General features: G+C 59.6%; 16 protein-coding genes. 7 read left to right on the forward strand and 9 right to left on the reverse strand.

Annotation, left to right across the window (positions count from 1 at the left end; translation table 11 throughout):
- Window positions 1-68: 68 nt before the first annotated feature.
- From RCH15_RS17790 to RCH15_RS17800, 3 genes are all read right to left on the reverse strand, one after another.
- Window positions 69-428: a transposase family protein gene (locus RCH15_RS17790; protein ID WP_326961981.1), complete on the reverse strand. Its 360-nt coding sequence runs from the start codon at window positions 426-428 to the stop codon at window positions 69-71.
- Between the two features lie 142 nt (window positions 429-570).
- A complete protein-coding gene (locus tag RCH15_RS17795) occupies window positions 571-1,962 on the reverse strand; it encodes a hypothetical protein (protein ID WP_326961982.1) in 1,392 nt (463 codons plus the stop codon).
- A 19-nt stretch (window positions 1,963-1,981) separates the two neighbouring features.
- A complete protein-coding gene (locus RCH15_RS17800; protein ID WP_326961983.1) occupies window positions 1,982-2,617 on the reverse strand; it encodes a hypothetical protein in 636 nt (211 codons plus the stop codon).
- Window positions 2,618-3,674: 1,057 nt separating this feature from the next.
- On the opposite strand from RCH15_RS17800, the gene RCH15_RS17805 reads away from it, so the two are divergent.
- Complete coding sequence (locus RCH15_RS17805; protein WP_326961984.1) at window positions 3,675-4,706, forward strand: DUF4192 domain-containing protein; 1,032 nt, start codon at window positions 3,675-3,677, stop codon at window positions 4,704-4,706.
- A gap of 39 nt (window positions 4,707-4,745) precedes the next feature.
- Here the strand turns inward: RCH15_RS17805 and RCH15_RS17810 are convergent, their stop codons facing one another.
- Genes RCH15_RS17810 through RCH15_RS17825 form a run of 4 tightly spaced genes read right to left on the reverse strand, consistent with a single transcriptional unit; the run spans window position 4,746 to window position 7,888 of the window.
- Window positions 4,746-5,936: an alpha/beta hydrolase gene (locus RCH15_RS17810; protein WP_326961985.1), complete on the reverse strand. Its 1,191-nt coding sequence runs from the start codon at window positions 5,934-5,936 to the stop codon at window positions 4,746-4,748.
- Window positions 5,929-6,378 (reverse strand): hypothetical protein, encoded by a 450-nt coding sequence (locus RCH15_RS17815; RefSeq protein ID WP_326961986.1) that lies wholly within the window; start codon window positions 6,376-6,378, stop codon window positions 5,929-5,931. Before RCH15_RS17815 ends, RCH15_RS17810 begins: the two co-directional genes overlap by 8 nt.
- A complete protein-coding gene (locus RCH15_RS17820; RefSeq protein WP_326961987.1) occupies window positions 6,375-7,403 on the reverse strand; it encodes an MAB_1171c family putative transporter in 1,029 nt (342 codons plus the stop codon). The genes RCH15_RS17815 and RCH15_RS17820 overlap by 4 nt, the downstream gene beginning before the upstream one ends.
- Window positions 7,400-7,888, reverse strand: coding sequence for a hypothetical protein (locus RCH15_RS17825; protein ID WP_326961988.1), 489 nt, complete (start codon window positions 7,886-7,888; stop codon window positions 7,400-7,402). The genes RCH15_RS17820 and RCH15_RS17825 overlap by 4 nt, the downstream gene beginning before the upstream one ends.
- Window positions 7,889-8,649: 761 nt before the next feature.
- Between RCH15_RS17825 and mobF the strand changes: the two genes are divergently transcribed.
- Window positions 8,650-12,219 carry a MobF family relaxase gene (gene mobF / locus RCH15_RS17830; RefSeq protein ID WP_326961989.1) on the forward strand — a complete coding sequence of 1,190 codons (3,570 nt, stop codon included), beginning with the start codon at window positions 8,650-8,652 and terminating at the stop codon, window positions 12,217-12,219.
- A 728-nt stretch (window positions 12,220-12,947) separates the two neighbouring features.
- Here the strand turns inward: mobF and RCH15_RS17835 are convergent.
- Window positions 12,948-13,130 carry a hypothetical protein gene (locus RCH15_RS17835; protein WP_326961990.1) on the reverse strand — a complete coding sequence of 61 codons (183 nt, stop codon included), beginning with the start codon at window positions 13,128-13,130 and terminating at the stop codon, window positions 12,948-12,950.
- Between the two features lie 383 nt (window positions 13,131-13,513).
- On the reverse strand, window positions 13,514-13,642 hold the full coding sequence (locus tag RCH15_RS17840; protein ID WP_326961991.1) for a hypothetical protein: 129 nt from the start codon (window positions 13,640-13,642) through the stop codon (window positions 13,514-13,516).
- 688 nt (window positions 13,643-14,330) lie between these two features.
- On the opposite strand from RCH15_RS17840, the gene RCH15_RS17845 reads away from it, so the two are divergent.
- The 5 genes from RCH15_RS17845 to RCH15_RS17865 all read left to right on the forward strand — a co-directional run bounded on the left by RCH15_RS17845 (window position 14,331) and on the right by RCH15_RS17865 (window position 21,775).
- A complete protein-coding gene (locus tag RCH15_RS17845; protein WP_326961992.1) occupies window positions 14,331-14,567 on the forward strand; it encodes an antitoxin VbhA family protein in 237 nt (78 codons plus the stop codon).
- Window positions 14,568-15,073: 506 nt separating this feature from the next.
- Window positions 15,074-15,733, forward strand: coding sequence for a helicase associated domain-containing protein (locus tag RCH15_RS17850; protein ID WP_326961993.1), 660 nt, complete (start codon window positions 15,074-15,076; stop codon window positions 15,731-15,733).
- Between the two features lie 230 nt (window positions 15,734-15,963).
- Window positions 15,964-17,532, forward strand: coding sequence for a type I restriction-modification system subunit M (locus RCH15_RS17855; RefSeq protein WP_326961994.1), 1,569 nt, complete (start codon window positions 15,964-15,966; stop codon window positions 17,530-17,532).
- Entirely contained in the window at window positions 17,529-18,740 is a 1,212-nt protein-coding gene (locus tag RCH15_RS17860) for a restriction endonuclease subunit S (RefSeq protein ID WP_326961995.1), read from the forward strand. Before RCH15_RS17855 ends, RCH15_RS17860 begins: the two co-directional genes overlap by 4 nt.
- A complete protein-coding gene (locus tag RCH15_RS17865; RefSeq protein WP_326961996.1) occupies window positions 18,737-21,775 on the forward strand; it encodes a type I restriction endonuclease subunit R in 3,039 nt (1,012 codons plus the stop codon). The genes RCH15_RS17860 and RCH15_RS17865 overlap by 4 nt, the downstream gene beginning before the upstream one ends.
- The last annotated feature ends 47 nt before the right edge of the window (window positions 21,776-21,822 follow it).

Consider the following 21,822-nt stretch of genomic DNA (forward strand, 5'->3'; position numbering starts at 1 on the left):
TCAGGTTGAATGCGTAGTAACACTCATCCCAGCAGGACCACGAGTCCTCTTCTAGCTACAACACGAACCTATTTCCCCGGGAACCTTGAAGAGCCCTCAAAGTCCGTGCTGAAGCGGGAGCCGTACCTTGCGAACGGCACGCCCTGAACCACGACGCCATGGACGGGACAGACAAGGCGCCGGCGCAGCATCGTGAGCACCACCAGCCGGCCGGAGAAGTCCAGATGCCGCCACGAAGATTCCGCCCACCGGGTGTCATATCCGGCCATCGTCGAGAACTCACACCGCGGGCAGTCAAGTCGTTTCCGCGCCTTCAACGCCACCCGCACCAGCAAAGGGCCACCAGCATCACCGCTACCGGGATCGACATCGACGACGCGGACCCCCGGCAGGCCAATGACGCGATTGAGTAGAGTGGTAGCACGCATGGGTAACTCCGAAGATTGGTTGTGTAGGAACTCCCAAATCTATCGGGTTACCCATGCCCCTTAGCACACAATCCCTGACGCACACTTCTGTCAGGAGAGCCCTTTTTCGCCACACGCGCCGGCGGGGCAGTTGTCATTTGGGCTATGGGTTCACATCGGCGATGCCGTCCTTACCTTCCGGACCGGAATTAGCGATCCCCGCGTCCTGAGCTGCCCCAACCGCATCATAGAGACCCGATAGCTCGACCCGGCTCAAGTCGATGAAGAGAGGTATGGAATTGGTTGCAAGTTCCGACAAGTAGTATTTCGCATTAGAATTACCGTGGCTCGTCGAGGTTTGCAGATTGCAGTTCAATTTTCGGTCAGCAACACCCACAGCTGTGGTGACCGAAACGACCTCCGCCGCGGCACCCAAGGCCGAGGCCACACTTCCCAATTGAGGATCTGAACTGATGTCGAGGTCAGCGGCACCAGCGTAGTCGATGCGACTTTCTCTGGCCGAAATACTGAGGGCAACGACCCTAATATTCGCCGAGGCCGCTCGCTCACTCACTGAAGAAACAGGTTGCACTGAGCTCATGCCATCCTGTGTGATATCAGAAATTTTGGAATTCGTAAAAATTGCCGAGCAATTGTCGAGTCGTAACCCGAGGCCTCCATCGCCAAGGAACCATTGGTGTGGTTGATTAGGTCCATCCGCTGGAGGTAGTACTCTGCATACCCGCGCCCGAAGAGAACCAGCATTGGCCCGCATCAGCCTCTGCAAATTTGCCGGTGAGCCACTAAGGTTAAGAGACAGTATCTTCTCGATGTCGATGTTGCGCCCCATTCGCATCCAGAAGTCATCATCCTCGAGCTCAGGCATCTCCAACAGAAACGACAGCGATGTCGTGTCCAAAGAAGCTTGAGAAGCCACCAGGGCCGGAAATGTATCCGCACGCTCTCCTGAAGCGATCCATAGGGCCTGCATGAAGCTGCTGATGGAGTTGGACCGCGGAGTATCTAGGACACTCTGGGCAGTTTCCACTGCTTCCGGAATATGGTCAGCGCGTGAATGACTCGCGTCTACGAAACCGTCCGAAACCGAAGCGGCCACCGCTTCGGCACGGGGTCGGCGAACTACCCCCTTGCCGCCCTGGAAAATCGCGCGGGAGATCAAAGTAGTATAGGGGGACGACTTTGTCTGCGAAATAAAAGCAGCGATACTGTCTGAATTTGCTATCAGGACTTTATTTTGCGATGCCCTTCTTTGTAATGCTGCTTCCAACTCCGGATCCCTGGCAGGCTTTGATTCAGCCAAGGGCATCAGTATGGCTTGTTCGTCAGCAACAATGGCAATGTCCTCCGCTAGATACTGCGGGTTGCTATCAGCCCGCAGAAATACACGGCGCACTTCTTTTTGACCAGGCCACTTCAATATAAAGTCGGGAGAGTACGTGTTGTTGAAGTACTCCGTATCGTGAACTTCAATACCTGGGTCGGCTTCCAGAAGCTGACTGCGGACCTCATTTTTGATGCTGGCGACAGATGACATCTGGTTACTAGTCGACATCTCAGCTTCCGCCCTGCTCTTGAAATTCGCGAAATTGCATAATTTTATATAGTTCCGCACGGTCTTCACCGGAGATTACAAGTTGCTCTTGCTTTGGCGACAAGACGACCATCCACAGCGTCTCTGTTATACGGTCTACAATCTCTTGATCGATTAGGCCTGCAACCGTCTCATGATCCGTTGTGTTGAAAACCTTATTTGCGTGCACCATTAGAGCAGCACGGACCTTTTCATCCGATGCAAGCTTTGTCCAAGTTTTAATTCGAAACGGAGCCCACGTGATCCACATAAAGTGGTCGGCCATTCGCGAGTATCTATCTATAGTGCAATAAGTTTGGGCTAAGAACTTGTCGAAGTGGGTGCCTTGGTCATTCGCATCCTTGTAATTTTTGGATTCGGCGACGAATGTCTGGTTGTTGAAGGGTGCGCCTCGAAAAACCCCGCCGAGGTCATAGGAATATGACTCACCACCGTATGGCCACTCAAAGGCTAATTTACTTGGTCCGTTATCGTCCATATTCGTGTAAGAGTGGCGGACCCTCATGGTCGAATCTAACCAAAGCTTGGCGCGACGAGTACCGTCCTCCCCCAGCTGATGTTTCTGTTCCCCCGGCGCCGGTGGTTTCTCGATTGGCATCCTTCATATTAGACATAGCCAATGAAATCTCTGGCTGTGTGTCGCGTGCCGTCCGCGAGCAATGTGATGCGACCGCACCTAGAGAGCCGCCACTCCTACTGATCTGGGATCCCAAGTCCAGTCACCGGAAAGGATCCGAAAGACTGCTCGGGCGAGGAAACTCAGATGCAGGATGCTCCGAGCCGCCGCTTCGCTCATGCGGAGCTTGGAGTCCCCGCCGACCCGCAGAGCTAGAGCTCAAAAGAGTAAGCGGGGGGGCATACTGGCGATGCCCGCCCGTCGCGACGTTCAGGAATGCGATTTTTGAAATTCTCAGAAGCTAAGTTGCCAAGGAGTTAAGGCGCCTCCGCGGCGAAATTCTGTCGGCCCGTCTGCGCTGACACTGGCGCAGTTGATGGCGGCGTTTGCAGTTGCAGGGGCAGGAAGGGGTCTTCCTCACCCAATTGCTTCACTTTTCTCGCGTGAGGACCGTCCGGGGATAGTGACCCGCCAGAACATTCGCGCGCCGACGTCATTGATGTCTTCCGCGGCTGCGGAACGGTCATTCGGTTCGCGGGTGCCGCCCGGGTGTTCCCTTCTAACTTCCGTTGTTGCGCACCTCCTTGTGGTTGGAGCTTCGGTCGCCGGCGCCTTCCAGTCCTCGTTTTGAAGCCTCGCCTTGCTGCAGCTATCCCTGACCGTTTGTCAGCCAAAACTTCTGCAGTCCCATCCGGTAGCTTGTTGCTGTCGCTGTGACCGCAGAATAGATGCACCCGCGTCATGCCGCGCCGCCCAAACCAATCCATGAATGACCAGAAGCATCTTCGCTGTTTGTCATTCTGATTCCCCATCATCGCTGGGCGGGCCCTCCGCGCAACCAGGGCGCTATGCGCCGATCGCGATCCAAGATTTCGTTCGGCGCTCCTCCGTCGCTTATTTCCTCGCGAAATCTCGGGTCGTGCCCGGTTCCCCAAGTTGCAGTCCGGCCCCTCGTACCCAGCGGTGGCTCCTCTATCAGAATGACGCCGAGATCTGACAGGCACGACCGGTGCCCGCCAGTTGATAAAGGAGAAAGGCCATGGAAGCGTTAACCATCAAAACCCCCGCCGACGTGCTGAGTTTCATCGGACATACCCTGGGGTTTTGGCCCCGCGAAAGTCTTGTCTGCATCACCCTCGCCGAAAACCACGTCGGCGCCACCCTGCGCGTTGACCTGCCGAAGCCCGGAGCAGAAATCAGCTACGCACAAACCGTCGCCGGATACCTGGCCCACGATGCCAAGGCCGCCAGCGTGCTCTTCGCTGTGTACACGTCTCTGCCCACAAGGGCCGGCCGCGTCAGGCCGCACGCCGCAACCATCGCTGCATTGACTGGCGCCCTCGCCGAGCGGGGAATGACCATTCGTGACGGGCTCCTGGTAGGAGATGACGCAGTTTCACAATACGACGGCGAGCCCGGTGACGGACCGTCTCTGCCCCTAGCCGCGACCGAGTACAGCCAGATCAACGCCGAGTTCGTCTACCGCGGCAGCACCATCGCCTCCACAAACCGGATTGCTCTGCCAGCCCCTCCCAAAGAAACCCAAGCCGCCGCCGCCGTCGAAAGGTGCATGAAATCCATTCAGCGCCTGAACATAGGCACTGCGATGGATCAGGCCCGGACACTCTGGACCGGAATGCTCGCCACAAAGACCTACCCGAACGACCAGCAAACCATCGGCCTGATCGCGAACCTCCAGTTCCCCACCATCCGGGATCAACTCATGGCCGACATCCCCGGAATCGACGAACCACTCGACCAAGTTCTCCTGGCCCAAACACAATGCAAGCCGCAATGGTCCCGCATCGAATGGGCGGAACAGATGCTGGTCCACGCCTACACTCACAGCAGCACCAAACACGCGGCGCCGATCCTCACCGCGATCGCCTTCATCAATTGGTGGGAAGGCCGAGGAAGCAAGGCACACCAGTTCCTCCAGCTCGCCCTCGAAGCCGACCCGGACTACCGTCTGGCCAGGCTCAGCGACCAGATGATCGGTAGCGGAATGGTCGCAGGATGGAACATGGACAGGAACACGGCGTATCGAAATCACGGGCTCGAAACATCCTGAACACGTATCGAGAGATTGATCTGCCCGGGGAACCAGCAGTCAGGCTGACGCCACACGGTTTCGGAGCCACCAAAACACCGCTGCGTCCCACCCCTCCGGATCGACATTCCACTCCTGTGTGTGCTCCACAGAGGGAAAAGTCACCAGCGTAGCCAAATCACGACGGCGGGCGACGAACCGGCGGGAAACCGCGAAGGGAGTCGACCGGTCCCGTTCGCTGTGGATCACCAGAACAGGAAGGCGGAGCTCGCCTGATCGGGCCACCCCATCCAGGGCCCTCAAATTCAAGCTTGTTCCGAGCCCTGCGATCCAACACAGTCCGGGAGACTCAAGAATCCGCAGCCCCAGGGCCGCAATCCAGCGCGGAAGCATGCTGGATCGGGCGTTGGCCATCAGCGTGCTCGTCCAGTCAATCACTGGTGCATCGAGAACGAGCCCGGCAATGCGGTCCCGGAACTCCGACTCCAGGGTCAGCTGAAGAGCAATCGTGCCGCCGATGGACCACCCGAACAACACAACTTGGCGCGCGCCCTGATCCACGGCATATGAGACAGCTGCGTCCACGTCGCGCCACTCGGATTGTCCCAAGTGGTACCGCCGATCCGTTGACGCCGGCGCTTCCCCATCGTTCCGGAATGAAACCACCAGAGAGGTGTAACCGAGTCGGTCCGCCACGGGTACACCGCGCAGCGCGCCGGATTTCTTGCCGCCCAGGCCATGGATATGGATAGCCCATGTGTCGGAATCTCCTGCGGCGGCCGCAGTCGGTGGGAACTGCCAGGCAGGCGCGATGCCGTTCTCCACTGGAATCCCCACGTCTTTGTAGGGAAGCCCCAGCGGGTCCGGCGTTGGATAGACGTACCCGCTCCAGATCCCGGCCCTGGCGCTCAGCAGGTCCCCCGAGTCAACCCGTTCAACCATTCGCGTCACCGTCCCGACGGCGGCGGGCCCTACGCCGTCGTCAGTCACCACGATCTTTCCGATACAGGCGTGGCCTGCCCCATTGGCAAACCAAATGCTGTAGCGGCCCGGAACCGTGGTCCGCGGCGATGCAGGCAGTTCAATCAGCAACGAATTATTGCTGTCGCGGAACACCCTGCGGATCGGCAGATCCTCAACTCGCCGCGACGTGGGCACCACAATCTGACGCGCGAAATAGGCAGCAGCAAAAAGCGCTGCGGCGCCCGTCATGACACCTCCAATGACCACGCCAACAACGGCCTTACTCATCGCCGTCGTCCTCTGGTTCTTTCATGCGGTCGTCGATTACTTGGCGTAGACGCAGCAGCGTGGCGGGGGAAATCTCCTGCAGCTGACGGGCTGCAAAATTCCTGACGCGGTTTTCCCGCAGCGTCCGCAACAGCTGCAGTTGGGCATCGACCAGATCGGGGATCTCCCCCGCGTCGTCCAGGAGATACCGGGAGTCGACGCCGAAATAGTCGGCGAGGTTCCGTAGAAGCGCCGTGTCCGTCGCCATGGGACCGTCGCCGCTGCGCATATAAGCCCACCGCGAACGGGACAGGGGCGTTCCACGGTCTTCCATGTGCCGGCTGATCTGCGGATAGGTTAAGGGCGAAGAGCCTTGGGCCTCAAAAAGATCCAGGAGGAGATTCAATTTTCGGGCGAGGCGTGCTTGCGGCGTTTCGGAGAGCCCGCCGTCGTTATCTGTCACGACTTCACCTCTCCCTTGATTGACGTCCTGGCTCCCCACTGCCCGGGTGTGGAAAACCGGGCTCCGAGATACTCCTCCGCTTCAGCCAGTAGTTGAATATCACCCTCCCCCAGTGACTTGGCAAGTTCAGGGGCGACCAAGAGGGCGTCCTGGATTTCAACCAGCATTCGGTGGAGACGCTGCTTGGACGCATCCCGCGGGTCACTGGCCACCGCCGGAACATCGAGCCGAACCCCGGAGCGAGCCGCGGTGGTTCGTTCCCAAGGCTCAGCTAAGCGGTCGAGGAGGACGGCGGCACTCCGGGAATCGGACCTGCGCTCAAGGCCGCGCGCGACGGGCGGCAAGGCAAGGCCCACGCACAGAAACGCCATTGCTCCGAATACCGCGGCGTCGTACACGAAGGAAAGCCACATCATCGACTCAATCTCTCCCATCAGGTGCAGGACATCCATGCCCAGCACCGCAAGAACGAGCACCACGGCCAAGGAACAGCCGACGCCGATGAAAGTGAGTGCGAGGCGGAAATACGGCCTCGCCATCTCGCCACGGAACTTGAAGCACGTATAGCCGGTGACGGTCATCACCACCCCGACGTAAAGGAACTGGATGCTCGAGTACGTGGCGGCGGCCCACTGTCCGCCAAAGTCCTTCATAAATGAGGAGGAAGTCCGCGGGGCATCAACCAGGCTGAAACTGACGATCAGCGCAACGACAACCACTCCCAGAAGAACAAAGTCGCCCCCGTTGCGCCGGTCCATCCTTTCACCCGGATCGGCAGCCCGGAGGATCGCCCGGGACAAAAAGTAGATTCCAACGACCATGAAGGTGTTGGACACCAGGTCCAGAACATTGCGGCCGCCGAGAAGCCGGTCTCCCTCGAGGTAGATTTTGTCGACGTTCAGGGTAAGTGCGGTAGCAATAGTCACGGCAGCCACCATGATGCTGTGGTCGCTGCGCCCCTTCATGCTTGGAAGGAGGCACAGGACCAGGCCCCAGATCACAGCCGCGACAAAGACTTGGATCACCCCAGAATCCTTTCAAACGACCGGGGCTCGATGCTGCTGTCCCGGATAGCAGCGGCGAAGAGATCCGCCAGAGTCTCTGCGGCGGCTTCGACGTCATCCAGGTAGTCACTGCGCCCCAGGACGCGCGAGACTTTCTCGCCGGAGAGATTGGGAAACAGGGTTTCGGCATACTTCGCGGACACCACCGTCTCATCGTGGCGGAGCACCATATGTCCGAGTTCGTGAAGAATGAATTGCTGGCGGTGAAGCGCCGACGGCGTCGGCGCGTGCAGGATTATCTCCCGACTGTCCGTGGACAGCCAAAGCCCACAGACCGTTCCGCTGTTCAAAGACTCACAAACGTCGACATCAATCCGCCGTCCGCGGACCCTCTCAATAATAGAGATCAGACGGCCCAGGGAAAGATGGCTTGGCAGGTTCAGCGCTCGGAAGCCCTCCGCAGCGATGCTCGCCGGCGAATATTCAGAGTCCGCAAAATGTCCCATTCGAATCCCATCATCTGGACTGCTGGCTCGTATCGATGCCCGCTGCCCTTCGACGAATCGGCCCGCTTAGATGGGCCGCCAAGAATCGCCTACAACCATTGAACACCTGTGCTCTGGACATGTCCAGAGCACAGAACCTCTCCACCTTCACACCTCTGGCATCCAAGGTTGTCGCCGTGAGCGCGTACTCACGGCAGGTCATGTCGCAGGGTGCGTCGGCGTTAATGAACGACTGTGAGCGGAATGATTTGCGGAGAATGCGGCGAGCGCTTCGAGCCGTCGCGCGCGTCGCAGCGGTTCTGCTCAACGCGCTGCGCCAACAGCCAGCGTGATCGTCGACGGCGGCAAAGGGCAAAGGGGGCGCCACCCGCTCCCGTGGCGCTTGCTGCGACCGATCCACGCGCCAGAGCATCCGCCCCCACGGAACCCCCGCACAACGCCGAGGCCCGTTTGTCTGCAGCCCTCGCGACGAGCAACCAGCGCCTGGATTCGATTCATGCCCAGCTCCGGTCCCAAGCCGAAGACATCGACCACTTGGCAGCAGAGAACGCGGACCAACGAGCCGTCATCAAGACCCTCCGAGTAGACCTCGACCGTCACCAAACGACCCACAAATCTGACTCCCAGGACTTGGTCCGCCTCGCAGGCAGGCTACTGGCTCTATCCCAGGCCACCGGCCTTGAAATAGACGACACCACGAAAGCGATATTCCGCCGGCGAGGGTGGACATCCTCCAGCCGCCATCGGGAAGCACAGAAGCAATGACCATGTCCATCGCCCGGCTATCCGCCCAGTCGGGCCTGAAGTACCTTTTCAAGACCACAATGTTGGACGATCTGACGGTCACTCCAGCCGATGCCACCACGTACTACATGAAAGCGGGCACGCCGCAGGGCCACTGGCTTGGCTCCGGCCTGCAAGGCGTCAGCCGGACCCGCGGAGACGTCGTCACGGAACCCGACGCCAATGCTCTTTTCGACCACGCGGTCCACCCGGATACCGGCACTCCCCTGGGACGTCCGCACGGCCAACCCACTGTCGTCCAGAAGAGCCAAGGCCAAACCGAAACGCGCCACGCCGTCGTCGGGTTCGACCTCACGTTCAGCGTTCCCAAATCCGTGTCCGTCCTCTGGGCCCTGAGCCCCCGCGCTCTTCAGGACCAGATTCTCCAGACCCACCACGACGCCGTCGACGCCACCCTGCAGTGGCTCGAAGAATCGGTCATCCACACGCGGGCCGGCCGCAACGGCGTCGCCCACCTCGGCACCCTCGGAGCCATTGCCGCCGCCTTCGACCATTGGGAGTCTCGTGCCGGAGATCCTCAGCTGCACACTCACTTGGTCATCGCCAACCGAGTCCAGCGCATCACCGACGATGCGTGGGTCACGCTGGATTCGCGGACGCTCTACAAGGCCGCAGTCGCCGCAAGCGAGCACTACAACGGTCTCCTCTTCGACGCACTCCACCGGGATCTCGGCACCGACGCCGACGTCCGCGAGCCGGCCGCGGACACACACAACCCCAGCCAGCAACTCACCGGCGTCGACCAGGTGCTGATCCGCGAATTCTCCAACCGCTCCCGGCTCATCGATCTGGAAACCGACCGTCTCGTCGCCGAATGGACCGCCAGCCACAGCGATCCGCCAACCGCTACAACTACCATCAAGCTCCGCCAGCAAGCAACCCTTTCCACCCGCCGCCCCAAACCGGAAACCGCAGCGCCACTCCATCAGCTCTCCGCTCAGTGGCGGGCCCGCGCAGCGGCCAACGGCTTCGAGCCCAGCCTCGTTCTCGCCAACACAGTGCGACGCTCCCACGCCGCCCCGTACCGCACCGGTGACTTCACGGCCGACTGGATCGACTCTGTCGGCTCACTGACCCGCGAGCGCGTCGCAACGAAACGCGCCACCTGGAACCGGTGGAACCTCCTCGCGGAAGCCGAACGGGTCTGCGCCGACATCCGCTGCAACACGCCGGCGGACCGCAACACCATGATCGATGCCGTTGCCACCGCCGCTGAAAACCAGTCCGTCCCACTCAACGAGTACCGTTACACCGTCCCCGTCAACGCGCAGCCCGGGCTCCTCTTCGCAAACCGCAGCATCTTCGACTTCCACGGCTCCCGTCTTTACACAGACACCGCGACCCTCGCCAATGAGGACATTGTCATGGCGGCAAGGAACGACGACGGCGGCCCGGCGGTAAGCTCGGCCGTCGCCATGGAAACGCTCGCCGGCTACAAACACCGCGGTCGGCTTGAGCTACACAGCGACCAGCGCGCGGCGGCGGCCCGGACGCTGCTCAGCGGCAACCGGCTTGATGCCGTCGTCGGTCCCGCCGGAACCGGCAAGACCACCACTCTCGGCGCGGTCAAAGCGACCTGGGAGGCAGAGTTCGGGGCCGGTACGGTCGTAGGCCTGGCGCCAGCCGCGGCGAGCGCCGACGTCCTCGGGCGAGAGCTGGCAATGGCCACGGAAAACGTCGCGAAGTGGCTCTACGAGTCGCTCGGCCAGGGAGCCGGCCATCGGGCTGCACAGTTCTTCGCCACGGAGCAACAGCTCACCGTCGGTGCAATTCCCGGCCCGTTGTCCCTTCGGCTCGCTCAGAGAGCCGCCCGGCTCGCTGCCGAACAGGACAGGTGGCGTTTCCATCCCGGCCAGCTGGTCGTCGTCGATGAGGCCTCCATGGTCGCCACCCTTCAGCTTGCTGCGCTGGTCCAGCAGGCCCGGGACGCCGGGGCCAAGGTGCTGCTGGTGGGTGACCCCGGGCAACTGGATGCCATTGATGCCGGCGGTATCCTCGGCTGGCTCGACCGGCAAGGCAAGACGTTACGGCTGAGCACCATTTGGCGGTTCGAACAAAAGTGGGAGCAGGACGCATCGCTCCAACTCCGCGCCGGGGACTTCGCGGCCATCGCCGACTATGACCGGCACCGACGAATCCATCACGGCTCGTACGTCGACATGGTCAATGAAGCCTACCTGAACTGGCAATCGGACCTCCAAGAAGGCAAGTCGTCCATTCTCATCGCGGCCGACAACGACACAGTCAGCATGCTCAACCAACGCGCCCAGGCCGACCGCGTTCTCCAAGGTTTCGTGGACGCGGAACACACGGTGCCGCTCAGCGACGGATTGCGGGCCGGCACTGGCGACACCGTCATTGCCCGCCACAATGACCGCAGCATCACCGACAGCAGCGGTGACTACATCCGGAACGGAACCATGCTCGACGTCGTCCGCGCTGGCGGGCGAAACGGCGCGCTGACGGCGGTGCGACGGGACACCGGCGCCACCATTGCTCTTGCCCGGGAATACGTTGAGGCCTCGGTGGAGCTGGGTTACGCGACGACGGCTCACCGTTCGCAGGGCATCACCGTCGACACCGGACACACAGTGGTGACGCAAGGCCGGCTCACGCGGGAACTGCTGTACGTGAGCATGACCCGAGGACGAGCGGGAAACCACGCGTATGTCAGCGAAAACGATCCTTCGGACGACGAGCTCCTGGATCCCGCGTTGCCGTCCTCGTGGCGCCAGATCCTTGGTGAGGTCCTTGCGGCAGAAGGCGCAGAACGCGCCGCCCACGAAGTCCGCGACGCCGAGCAGTCGAAGGCTGACAGCCTGGAGCACCTCAGCGCTGAATACGACTACCTCGCACAAGTCGCAGCCGCCGACGACCTGGCGGGGTTCCTTGAGGCTCACACTCCCGGCAGAGCCTCAGAAATTCAGCAGTCTCCGTCGTGGGGCGCGGCTGTCGCAGCGTGGCGCCGATCCAGTGGCGTCAGCCGTCCAAGCGCGCAACGTGTTGTCATCGCTGCGCTGAAAACAGACGCGTCGGCTCGAGACATGGCGGCCATCGTCCACTCCCGACTCCGTCAGTTTCTGACCGGGATGCCCGCAGTGGCAATTAATCCCTTGGCTGAACCTGTCCGCACCTCTCGTCCCGATCTGGCCGAAATGATCAACCAGGTTCAGGACCGGATCCAGCAGCGGATGAGCCGTGTCTCCCGCGACGCCATGATGCGTGACACCGAATGGAGACGGGCGCTCATGGAGACCTTGGGTCCGAATAGTCTTCCAGAGCATGCGACGGACATCATTCGCCAAGTCACCATCCATAGGGACCGCTGGGGCATCGATGACTCTCCCCTCCCCTTGGGGCCTGTTCCTGACTCATACGACTGGGAACAACAGGAGCAGCGCGCAAGGGTTGCCAGACTCATTGATCAAGCCGATCTATCGTCTGCCAGTCACGGGCAGGCTTCGAAGTTGCTTGACGACCCGACTACGTGGGGAGACCGGCTTATCAATGTTGACTGGCAAATCTAAACTGGTCGAGAAGGTACTCAATGGATGCAAACCCAGTCCTTAAGCCGAAGCTTGCGACACCTGCGTTAGTTCTGACTAGCGCGGCCCTCTCGGTGTGTGTCACATACCTTTTGGGAACTATGGCCGCCAGCTGGCCGCCGACCTTGCTGCTCCAAGCGACAGCGCTTGCAGCCCTCCTGGCCATCACTTTTGCCTGCGCCGTCTGGTTGGCCCGCCTGCGCCGGCTTAAGTGTTGGACAGCGACCGCAAACGCAAAGTGGACTCGCTTCGACGAGGCAAAGCTGGCGCACCGCACCACAGCAGAGGTCACAGTTCTGAGCGTCGATTCCCTCCAACCCACGGGATCCTGGATAACGATCCGGTGGAACCGTTTCGACCATGTTCAGCGCGCCTGGATCGAAGCGCTGCCCGATCCACTCTGGCCAGGCTCAGTTCTGCTGATTTCCCCGGATCCAGCCCAAGTCAGGCCGGGCGCTCCTTGGCCGAGTACCTATTACATCCAGGCTTCGAATTGTCTCGCCTGGGCGCCAATCCAGCGGTAATGAACAATGCTGCAATCCACGACTAAGCCGGTGGGCGACAGAGCCCCATTTGGCCGAGCAATCCGCTCTGAGATTGCTCGCGGCTGGACAGGATCTATGACAGTCCCGAAATGATCCTCACGATCATCGGGGCGCTGCTGCTCGGCGGTTTCACCGACTCCTGGTCGCGACCAGCGCGATCATTCCCTAGGCACCGCCTGTGGTGGCTTTGGCTTTCAGCGCGCATTCAACGATGGTCTTAGTCCGTCTTGCCTTCTTGGAGGTCGCGCCGACCGAGATGCCCAGCGTCGTGAGGTCGGCAACCATCAGGACAATTTCCGGCTGCAGGTAGTCCAAGCATTCCATCCACCGCGCCCGGTCCTGCGTCACCCCTGAAGCGTATTCCTGGCAACCTGTGGATCCAAAGACTGCCCCCGGGTGCTGACCCTCGCATAGCCGATGACGTTCCCCGACACGTCAAGACCTATCTACCAACGTAGCTTTCATTTCAGAAAACCAGTTCTGGCCAACACTACTGGGGCATTCCGGTTGTTTTTCGTCCTATTTTTCGGATTCCGTCGCCGAAACCGACAATGGGTTCAAATCCCACCGTCACCGCCAGTGAAAACCCCCGGGAAACCGGGGGTTTTCTGCATTCTGAGGAGCTTCGTGGTGCATTTTTGGTGCATGTTTCGAGGAATTGCGGCCGCGGCGGGATGCCAATGCACGCGCATGAGCCGCGGCGATTGTCCGGGCGGCGGCGCCAAGATCCTTCACCTCAGAGATGGAAGTTCCATCTGGGCCAGCGTCGTCACGGCTTCGGGAGTCACCCGGCCCCGTTCCTTGTCCAAGGCCACCCTCAACTGCGCGGCGAGAGTGTTGCGGCGCACATGCAGGGCCATTTCTCTCCGTGACGCCGGATCGCTCCGGAGCTTCCCGTCCGGCGTTCTCAACGTGACGGAGGGTGACGGCAGCTTTGGGGGCGTTAGCTGTGCAAGTCGTACTACCGCCTCCGGCGTCTGACGTCCCTGGATCTCGTCCAGGGTAATCCGAAGTTGGGCCGCCAGGATTCCCCTCCGTATACACAGAATGGTTCCCTTTCTGGACGCTCGGGCTTCGTGATCCGCATCAGACATTGCCTCGCCCCTCTCAGTCCGCTGCGTTCATCATCTCCGTGAGGTCCTCAACAGCCAAGGGCTTCGCGTCACGGAGGTGGACCATGGACCCGTTCTGAGCGGACGGAGGCCAACGGTCTCGGTACGGGAGCGCACGGGGCTCGAACCCAGATTGTAAGCCCTGGGTTCTTAGGGGTGACGACCTCAGGTATTCCGAGTTCTACCAAGTTCTAGATGGTTCTACGGTTTTTCCTAGAACCAGCTAGAACTTCGTAGAACATCACGAAACACTCCGTCCGGATCGTAACGAGAAACATTGGATCACCACGACAACCGTCTACGACGCCAGACCCATTGCATGGCAAACGATTCGACCAAGCGCTTCAGTCGCCCGGTGAGTGCCATTGAGCCGACCCCCAGTCTCCAGTTCAGTCGATAAACTTGAAGGACCAGGAGAACCAGAAGGGAGGTCGTCATGGGTGATACCAGCAAACGCAGTGCGCCGAAAGCAACGGCCCCCGAGCAAACAGTCCGTGTCCTGACCCCTGAGCAGAAACGCGAACTCACCATCGACACGATGGCCAGCTGGGCCCTGGACGGGTTGCACCCCACACGCGAGACCGTCGAGAACATCAACGCGTACCTGCGCGGCGAGTTCACGATGGACGAATACCTGCGGAAGTTGAAGGGGCGTGACCCCGGCGGAGGCTGACCAGGGTATCTGGACGCACCCGAGGGACCGGGTGGACGCTTCACAATCCAATCAGCGACCCTTCACTCACGTCCGGCGGCATCGGAACGCTCCCCGAACAAGACATTTTGAGCCGGCGCCGTGGCCGGATGACACCCGTCATGGACGGGCAGTGACTGCCGCCCGGACGCGGACTAGGTATCGATGTAACGGCTAAGGCTGGTCGGAATGGTACTACTCGGTTGGTGGGCATGACCCTGACGCATGCTCATGAGTAAGCACTATCCCGCTGTGCCCCGCTGGTAAGTGGAGGCCGGGCGTCGGCTGTCGGTTTGAACGGATTCTTCACAGACCATCCTTTACACAGCTTTACATTCTTTACATTCTTTACATTCTTTACATTCTTTACATGAGCCCGCGCAGATGCCCTGGCGAGTCGTGACTGGCACCACCTCTTGGCCCCTGTCAGGCGTTTTTTCGTACATACATATTTCGGAGTGACCTCTCCAAGCCAACGTAGTGGCAAGATGACTCCCATCATGGACAGGCAGTTGCGGCGCGCCCCTGACGCGGAATGGGTGTTGATGTACCGGCTCGGGCTGAACCGGAAACGCATCGCTGAGCTGGTGCGCGCCGAACCCGCCACCGTCGGTTACCACCTGGTCATCGCTCGCCGCCAGGACCCGGGGCTCGAAGTGGCACATCTGGCCGCGGCCGCCTCCAAATCCAGTCCCTCCCTCGCGAGCTTTGCCCGAATGGAAGAGATCATCAGCTGGGTCGCGACCGAAGGCCGGCTTCCCCGTGACCACTCAAAGGACAAGGGTGAACGGTCGATGGCCCGGTGGCTCTCGGACCGCCGGCACGAAGCAGCCGAAGGCACCCTTCATCCGGCCTACCGTGACGGCCTCGCGCGGGTCCCCGAGTGGGCCGGGAGCCACAGGGCAGCTACGGACGAAGCCCGGTGGCATGACCGGCTCGCCCAGCTCGCGGGCTTCCGCACCGAAGGCAACGACTGGCCCCGCCACCACCACTACACCTCAGACCATGAGCACACTCTCGGAGTGTGGATCCATGCCCAGCGGCAAAAGCACCGCCGCGGCGAACTCGACCCCGCCAAGATCAAGCTCCTTGACGGCGCTCTTCCCGGCTGGCAGTCGGGGCGCACCCGCGGCCGGCCACCCAGGTGATGAACGCGATATTGCGCCCCGGACGGGCTCACCCTGCCGGTAGATTCGTTGCGAATCTCCAGTCCCCCTCAAGGGTGGCGAGGTCTTGGAGTAGGTGGCCCGAATGACCGCTGCGTCACGATCGTGTACAGGGCCCGCGCGGTAAAGCTCCATCGAGAGAGTTCGCAGATATCCTGAGCAGTTGAACCCGAGTGTGAATTATTCGCGCGCAGCAGCGCAGGAGACGAGATATGGCCCCCACCACCAAAGAAGGACAGCGCGCCGAGCTGCACAAGACAATCTGGCGCATCGCGAACGACCTCAGAGGGTCGGTCGACGGGTGGGACTTCAAAAGCTACGTTCTCGGCATGCTTTTCTACCGGTTCATCTCCGAGAACCTCACCGCCTACATCAACACCGGCGAGCACAAGGCCGGTGACGCTAGCTTTGATTATGCCGTCCTGCCCAACTCACAGGCAGAGTTCGGCCGCGTCGAGACGGTCGCGGAAAAGGGCTTCTACATACTTCCGTCTGAGCTGTTCCAGAACGTCCGCAAACGGGCCCAGAACGATGCGAACTTGAACGAGACGCTCGCACGGGTCTTCAAGAACATCGAAGGCTCCGCCGTTGGCGCCGGCAGTGAAGATGACCTTAAGGGCCTCTTTGATGACCTTGATGTGAACAGTTCCAAGCTCGGCAACACGGTAGCCAAGCGCAACGAAAAGCTCGTGAAACTTCTGGATGCCATCGGGGACCTGCCGCTCGGCAACTTCTCGGACAACTCCATCGACCTGTTCGGTGACGCCTACGAGTACCTCATGCAGATGTACGCCTCCAGCGCTGGCAAGTCCGGCGGCGAGTACTACACGCCCCAGGAAGTCTCAGAACTCCTGGCCCGCATAACCGTCGTCGGCAAGACCCAGGTGAACAAGGTCTATGACCCGGCAGTCGGCTCGGGGTCCCTGCTGCTGAAGTTCGACAAGATACTCGGCAAGGGCAATGTGCGCCAAGGCTTCTTCGGCCAGGAAATCAACCTGAACACGTACAACCTCGCCCGCATCAACATGTTCCTCCACGACGTGAACTACGAGAAGTTCAACCTCGCCCACGGCGACACTCTAATCGATCCTGCGCATTGGGACGACGAGCCCTTTGAGGCGATCGTGTCCAACCCTCCATACTCGATCAAGTGGGAGGGGGATGCGAACCCGCTACTGATCAACGACCCCCGCTTCGCCCCGGCAGGCGTGCTGGCGCCGAAGTCCAAGGCAGACCTGGCATTCACCATGCACATCCTGTCCTGGCTGGCCGTCAACGGCACGGCTGCGATCGTCGAGTTCCCCGGCGTTCTCTACCGCGGAGGGGCAGAGGCCAAGATCCGCAAATACCTGATCGACAACAACTACGTCGACGCCGTCATCCAGTTGCCGCCAGATTTGTTCTTCGGCACCACGATCGCGACCTGCATCATCGTGCTCAAGAAGTCCAAGAACGACAACGCTGTGCTGTTTATCGATGCCTCGGCCGAGTTCACCCGCAACGGCAACAAGAACAAACTCACCACCGACCACCAGCAGAACATCCTGGACGCCTTCACCACCCGTGAAGACACAGACCACTTTGCCAAGCTGGTGTCCAACACGGACATTGGGACCAACGACTACAACATCGCCGTCACCACCTACGTCGAAGCCAAAGACACTCGCCAGATCGTGGACATCACGGAACTCAATGCCGAGATTGCCCGCATCGTCGGCCGCCAGCAAGTACTCCGCACATCGATCGATGAAATTGTCGCTGACATTGAGAGCGTGCGATGAGCCGCATCGATGATTTAATTGCGGAGCATTGCACGGCTGGGGTTCGTACCCAGCCGCTCTCCGAACTCGCAACGTACGTGCGTGGGGTCACCTATGGCAAAAATGATGAGCAAGAAAATGGACCACTTCGGGTTCTGCGCTCGAACAACATCACCCTCGCGTCAAACACGCTCAACTTCGATGACATAAAACATGTCTCTTCGAATGTGCGAGTTCGCGACAATCAGAGGCTTTACGCTAATGACATTCTCATAAGTGCTGCGAGCGGGAGTAAAGCTCACGTTGGCAAAGTTGCATTTATTTTTGAAAATCTATCCGGATTTACGTTCGGCGGATTCATGGGGGTGCTACGGACGAATGGCACCCTGGAACCGCGCTTCCTGTTCCACATGCTGATCGGTCGAAGCTTCTCCGAGCATTTAGATCGCACGCTTTCGACGACTACGATAAACAACCTAAACGCGTCGATAATGGGCTCCTTCGTTGTACCTGTGCCGCCTATGGAGGTACAGCGGGAGATCGTGCGGGTCTTGGATCAGTTCACCCAGCTGGAAGCGGAGCTGGAAGCAGAGCTAGAAGCAGAGCTAGAAGCCCGAAAACAACAATATGATTACATTAGAAATGAACTACTCGTATATAAACAGCACCATGGCGTTCCGATTTTCACAGTAGGGGAGTTGTGCAACGTTAGTCGAGGCAAAGTTATCTCCAAAGACCACCTGCGGGATCGAGCTGGCGGTTATCCCGTGTATTCATCACAAACTCAGAACTTTGGAATATTTGGCTATATTGACTCCTATGCATACGATTTTGAGTCCATAACATGGACGACTGACGGCGCAAACGCAGGGTCCGTTTTCTATCATAATAATGAGCAATTCAGCATAACGAATGTCTGTGGTCTTCTTAAGGTCAAGAATACGTCAGTAATCCTCACGAAATATCTCTACTATCAGCTTGGCCTGACTGCCAACCGCTATGTGAGCCGAGGGATGGGAAACCCCAAACTTATGGCAAAAGCTGCGTCATCAATTGCTGTTTCTGTCCCACATATTGACGAGCAAAAGCGCATAATTTTTATCCTCGACCAGCTTGATGCTCTTGTAAATGACCTAAGCGTTGACTTGCCGGCTGAGCTTATAGCTCGTCGGAAACAGTATGAGTATTACCGTGATCGGCTGCTAACGTTCGAGGACGCAGTTGGATGAGTGAAGCAACTCCGCGGAAGTATGACCCGATCGCGGTCTCCAATGAGAGCACTGTGGTTGCCGAGTATGTGGCGGACCCGTCTGCTGAGGCGGCGTATCAGTCGGAGGCTGATCTTGAGCGTGAGCTGATCCGGCTTCTCCAGTCCCAGGCGTATGAGTACCTGCCGGTCACGTCGGAGGTCCAGCTGGTGGCCAATCTGCGCACCCAGCTGCAGGCGTTGAACAGCGTCATCTTCTCCGACGCGGAGTGGGACCAGTTCTTCACTGAGCGCGTCTCGGGTGCGAATGACGGCATCGTTGAGAAGACGGTGCGCATCCAGGATGATCATGTCCAGCTCCTGAAGCGGGATGACGGTTCGACTAAGAACGTCATGCTGATGGATAAGCAGAACATCCACAACAACCGATTGCAGGTCATCAACCAATACGAGACCCCACAGGGCGAGGGTGGCGGGAAGTACGCGAACCGGTACGACGCGACGGTGCTCGTCAACGGGCTGCCGATGGTCCACATCGAGCTCAAGCGCCGCGGCGTGGATATCCGTGAGGCGTTCAACCAGATCGACCGGTACCAGGGCGACAGCTTCTGGGCAGGCGCCGGCCTCTTCGAATACGTGCAGTTGTTCGTGATCTCCAACGGCACGTTGACGAAGTACTACTCCAACACCACGCGCCGCCAGCACCTGAGCGAGGCTGCGGGGTCCAAGCGCGTCCGCAAGACCTCCAATTCCTTTGAGTTCACTTCCTGGTGGGCAGATGCACAAAACAAGCCGATCACTGATCTCCCCGCGTTTGCGAAGACGTTCTTCGCTAAGCACACGCTGCTAAACATCCTGACCAAGTACTGCGTGCTGACCGCCGACAAGATGCTGCTGGTCATGCGCCCGTACCAGATTGTCGGGACCGAGAAGATCTTGCAGAAGATCGAGATTTCCACTAACTACAAGCAGCTCGGCACGATCGGGGCCGGCGGGTACGTGTGGCACACGACAGGATCGGGCAAGACGCTGACCTCGTTCAAGGCGGCCCAGCTCGCCTCGAAGCTGCCCTCGGTCGACAAGGTGTTGTTCGTGGTGGACCGCAAGGACCTCGATTACCAGACCATGCGAGAGTACGACCGGTTCGAGAAGGGCGCCGCTAACTCGAACACCTCCACTGCGGTGCTCAAGAAACAGCTCGAAGATCCGGGCGCAAAGATCATCATCACCACGATCCAGAAGCTCGCGACGTTCATCGGCGGCAACAAGGGGCATGCGATCTACAGTGGCCACGTCGTGATCATTTTTGACGAGTGTCACCGGTCGCAGTTCGGTGACATGCACACCGCGATCACCAAGGCGTTCAAGCGCTATAACCTGTTCGGTTTCACCGGCACGCCGATCTTCGCTGCCAATTCCGGCAGCGGCGGGAACCCGCAGTTGAAGACCACCGAGCAGGCGTTCGGCGAGAAGCTGCACACGTACACGATCGTCGACGCCATCACAGACAAGAATGTGTTGCCGTTTCGGATTGACTACGTGAACACGGTCAAGGTCGGCAAAGTGGTCGACAAGCAGGTCTCCGCGATCGACACCGAAAAAGCGTTGCTGGCCCACGAACGGATCTGCAAGATCGTGGAATACACGCGGGAGCACTTCGACCAGAAGACCAAACGCACCGAAGGCTACACCCTCGGGGAGAAACGGGTGCGCGGGTTCAACGCCCTCTTCGCCACCGCCTCGATCCAGGCCGCCCGCATGTATTACCAGCACTTCCGGGAACAGCAGAAAGCGCTGGTCCCCGACAAGCGGCTGAAGATAGGCCTGATCTACTCCTATGGTGCGAACGATCCCGTCGAGGACGGCGCGCTTGAGGAGGAAGGATTCGACACCAGCGCGTTGGATGCCGATGCCCGCTCGTTCCTGGAAGCCGCGATTCGGGACTACAACGCCGTGTTTGGCACCTCTTTCGACACCAGCGCCGACCGGTTCCAGAACTACTACAAGGACCTTTCGCTGAAGCTCAAGCAGCGCGAGCTCGACCTGGTGATCGTGGTCAATATGTTCCTCACCGGTTTTGACGCGACCACCTTGAACACCTTGTTCGTAGACAAGAACCTCCGAGCCCACGGATTGATCCAAGCCTATTCCCGCACTAACCGCATCCTGAACTCCGTCAAGACCTATGGCAACATCGTCTCCTTCCGTGACCTTGAGGAACAGACGAACGACGCGATCGCACTGTTCGGTAACAAGGACGCCCGCGGGGTGGTGCTGCTCAAGCCCTACGGCGAGTACTACAGCGACTATGCCGAGAAGGTCACCGAGCTGCTAACTATGTTCCCGCTGGGGACCCCGATCATCGGGGAGTCGGCGCAGAAGGAATTCATTGGTCTGTTCGGTGCGATCCTGCGCCTGCAGAACATCCTCACCTCGTTCGACGAGTTCACCGGTCACGAGATCCTCAACGACCGGCAGGGCCAGGACTACCGCAGCGTGTATCTGGACCTGTACGCGGATTTCCGCAAGGACAAGAATGCGCAGAAGGAAAAGATCAACGACGACATCGTCTTCGAGATCGAGCTGATAAAACAGGTCGAGATCAACGTCGACTACATCCTCATGCTGGTGCAAAAATACCGCGACGAATTCGGTGACGGCGACGACAAGGAAATCCGCGCAGAGATCACTCGCGCGGTGGATGCCAGCCCCACCTTGCGCAACAAAAAAGACCTCATCGAAGACTTCGTTGACTCCCTCTCGGCGGACGGCGAAATCGGTCACGAATGGCGGGCGTTCATCGCCGCCAAACGTGAAGCTGAGCTCGACGCCATCATAGAAGATGAGGACCTCCGCCCGGACGAGACCCGCGCCTTCGTGGAGACCGCATTCCGCGACGGCCAGATCCGCACCACCGGAACCGCGATCACCAAAGTACTGCCGCCAGTCTCACGGTTCTCCGCAGCAGGCGGCCACGGCGAGAGGAAACAAAGCGTCATCGCCAAACTCAGCGCGTTCTTCGAACGATTCTTCGGCCTGAGCTCGACGGGAAACTAGTTAGGGCCAGTAAACCTCCACCAATGTCGTGCCGTGCGCACAATCCT

Source organism: Arthrobacter sp. MP_M4 (genome assembly GCF_035984855.1).
Lineage (GTDB): Bacteria > Actinomycetota > Actinomycetes > Actinomycetales > Micrococcaceae > Arthrobacter.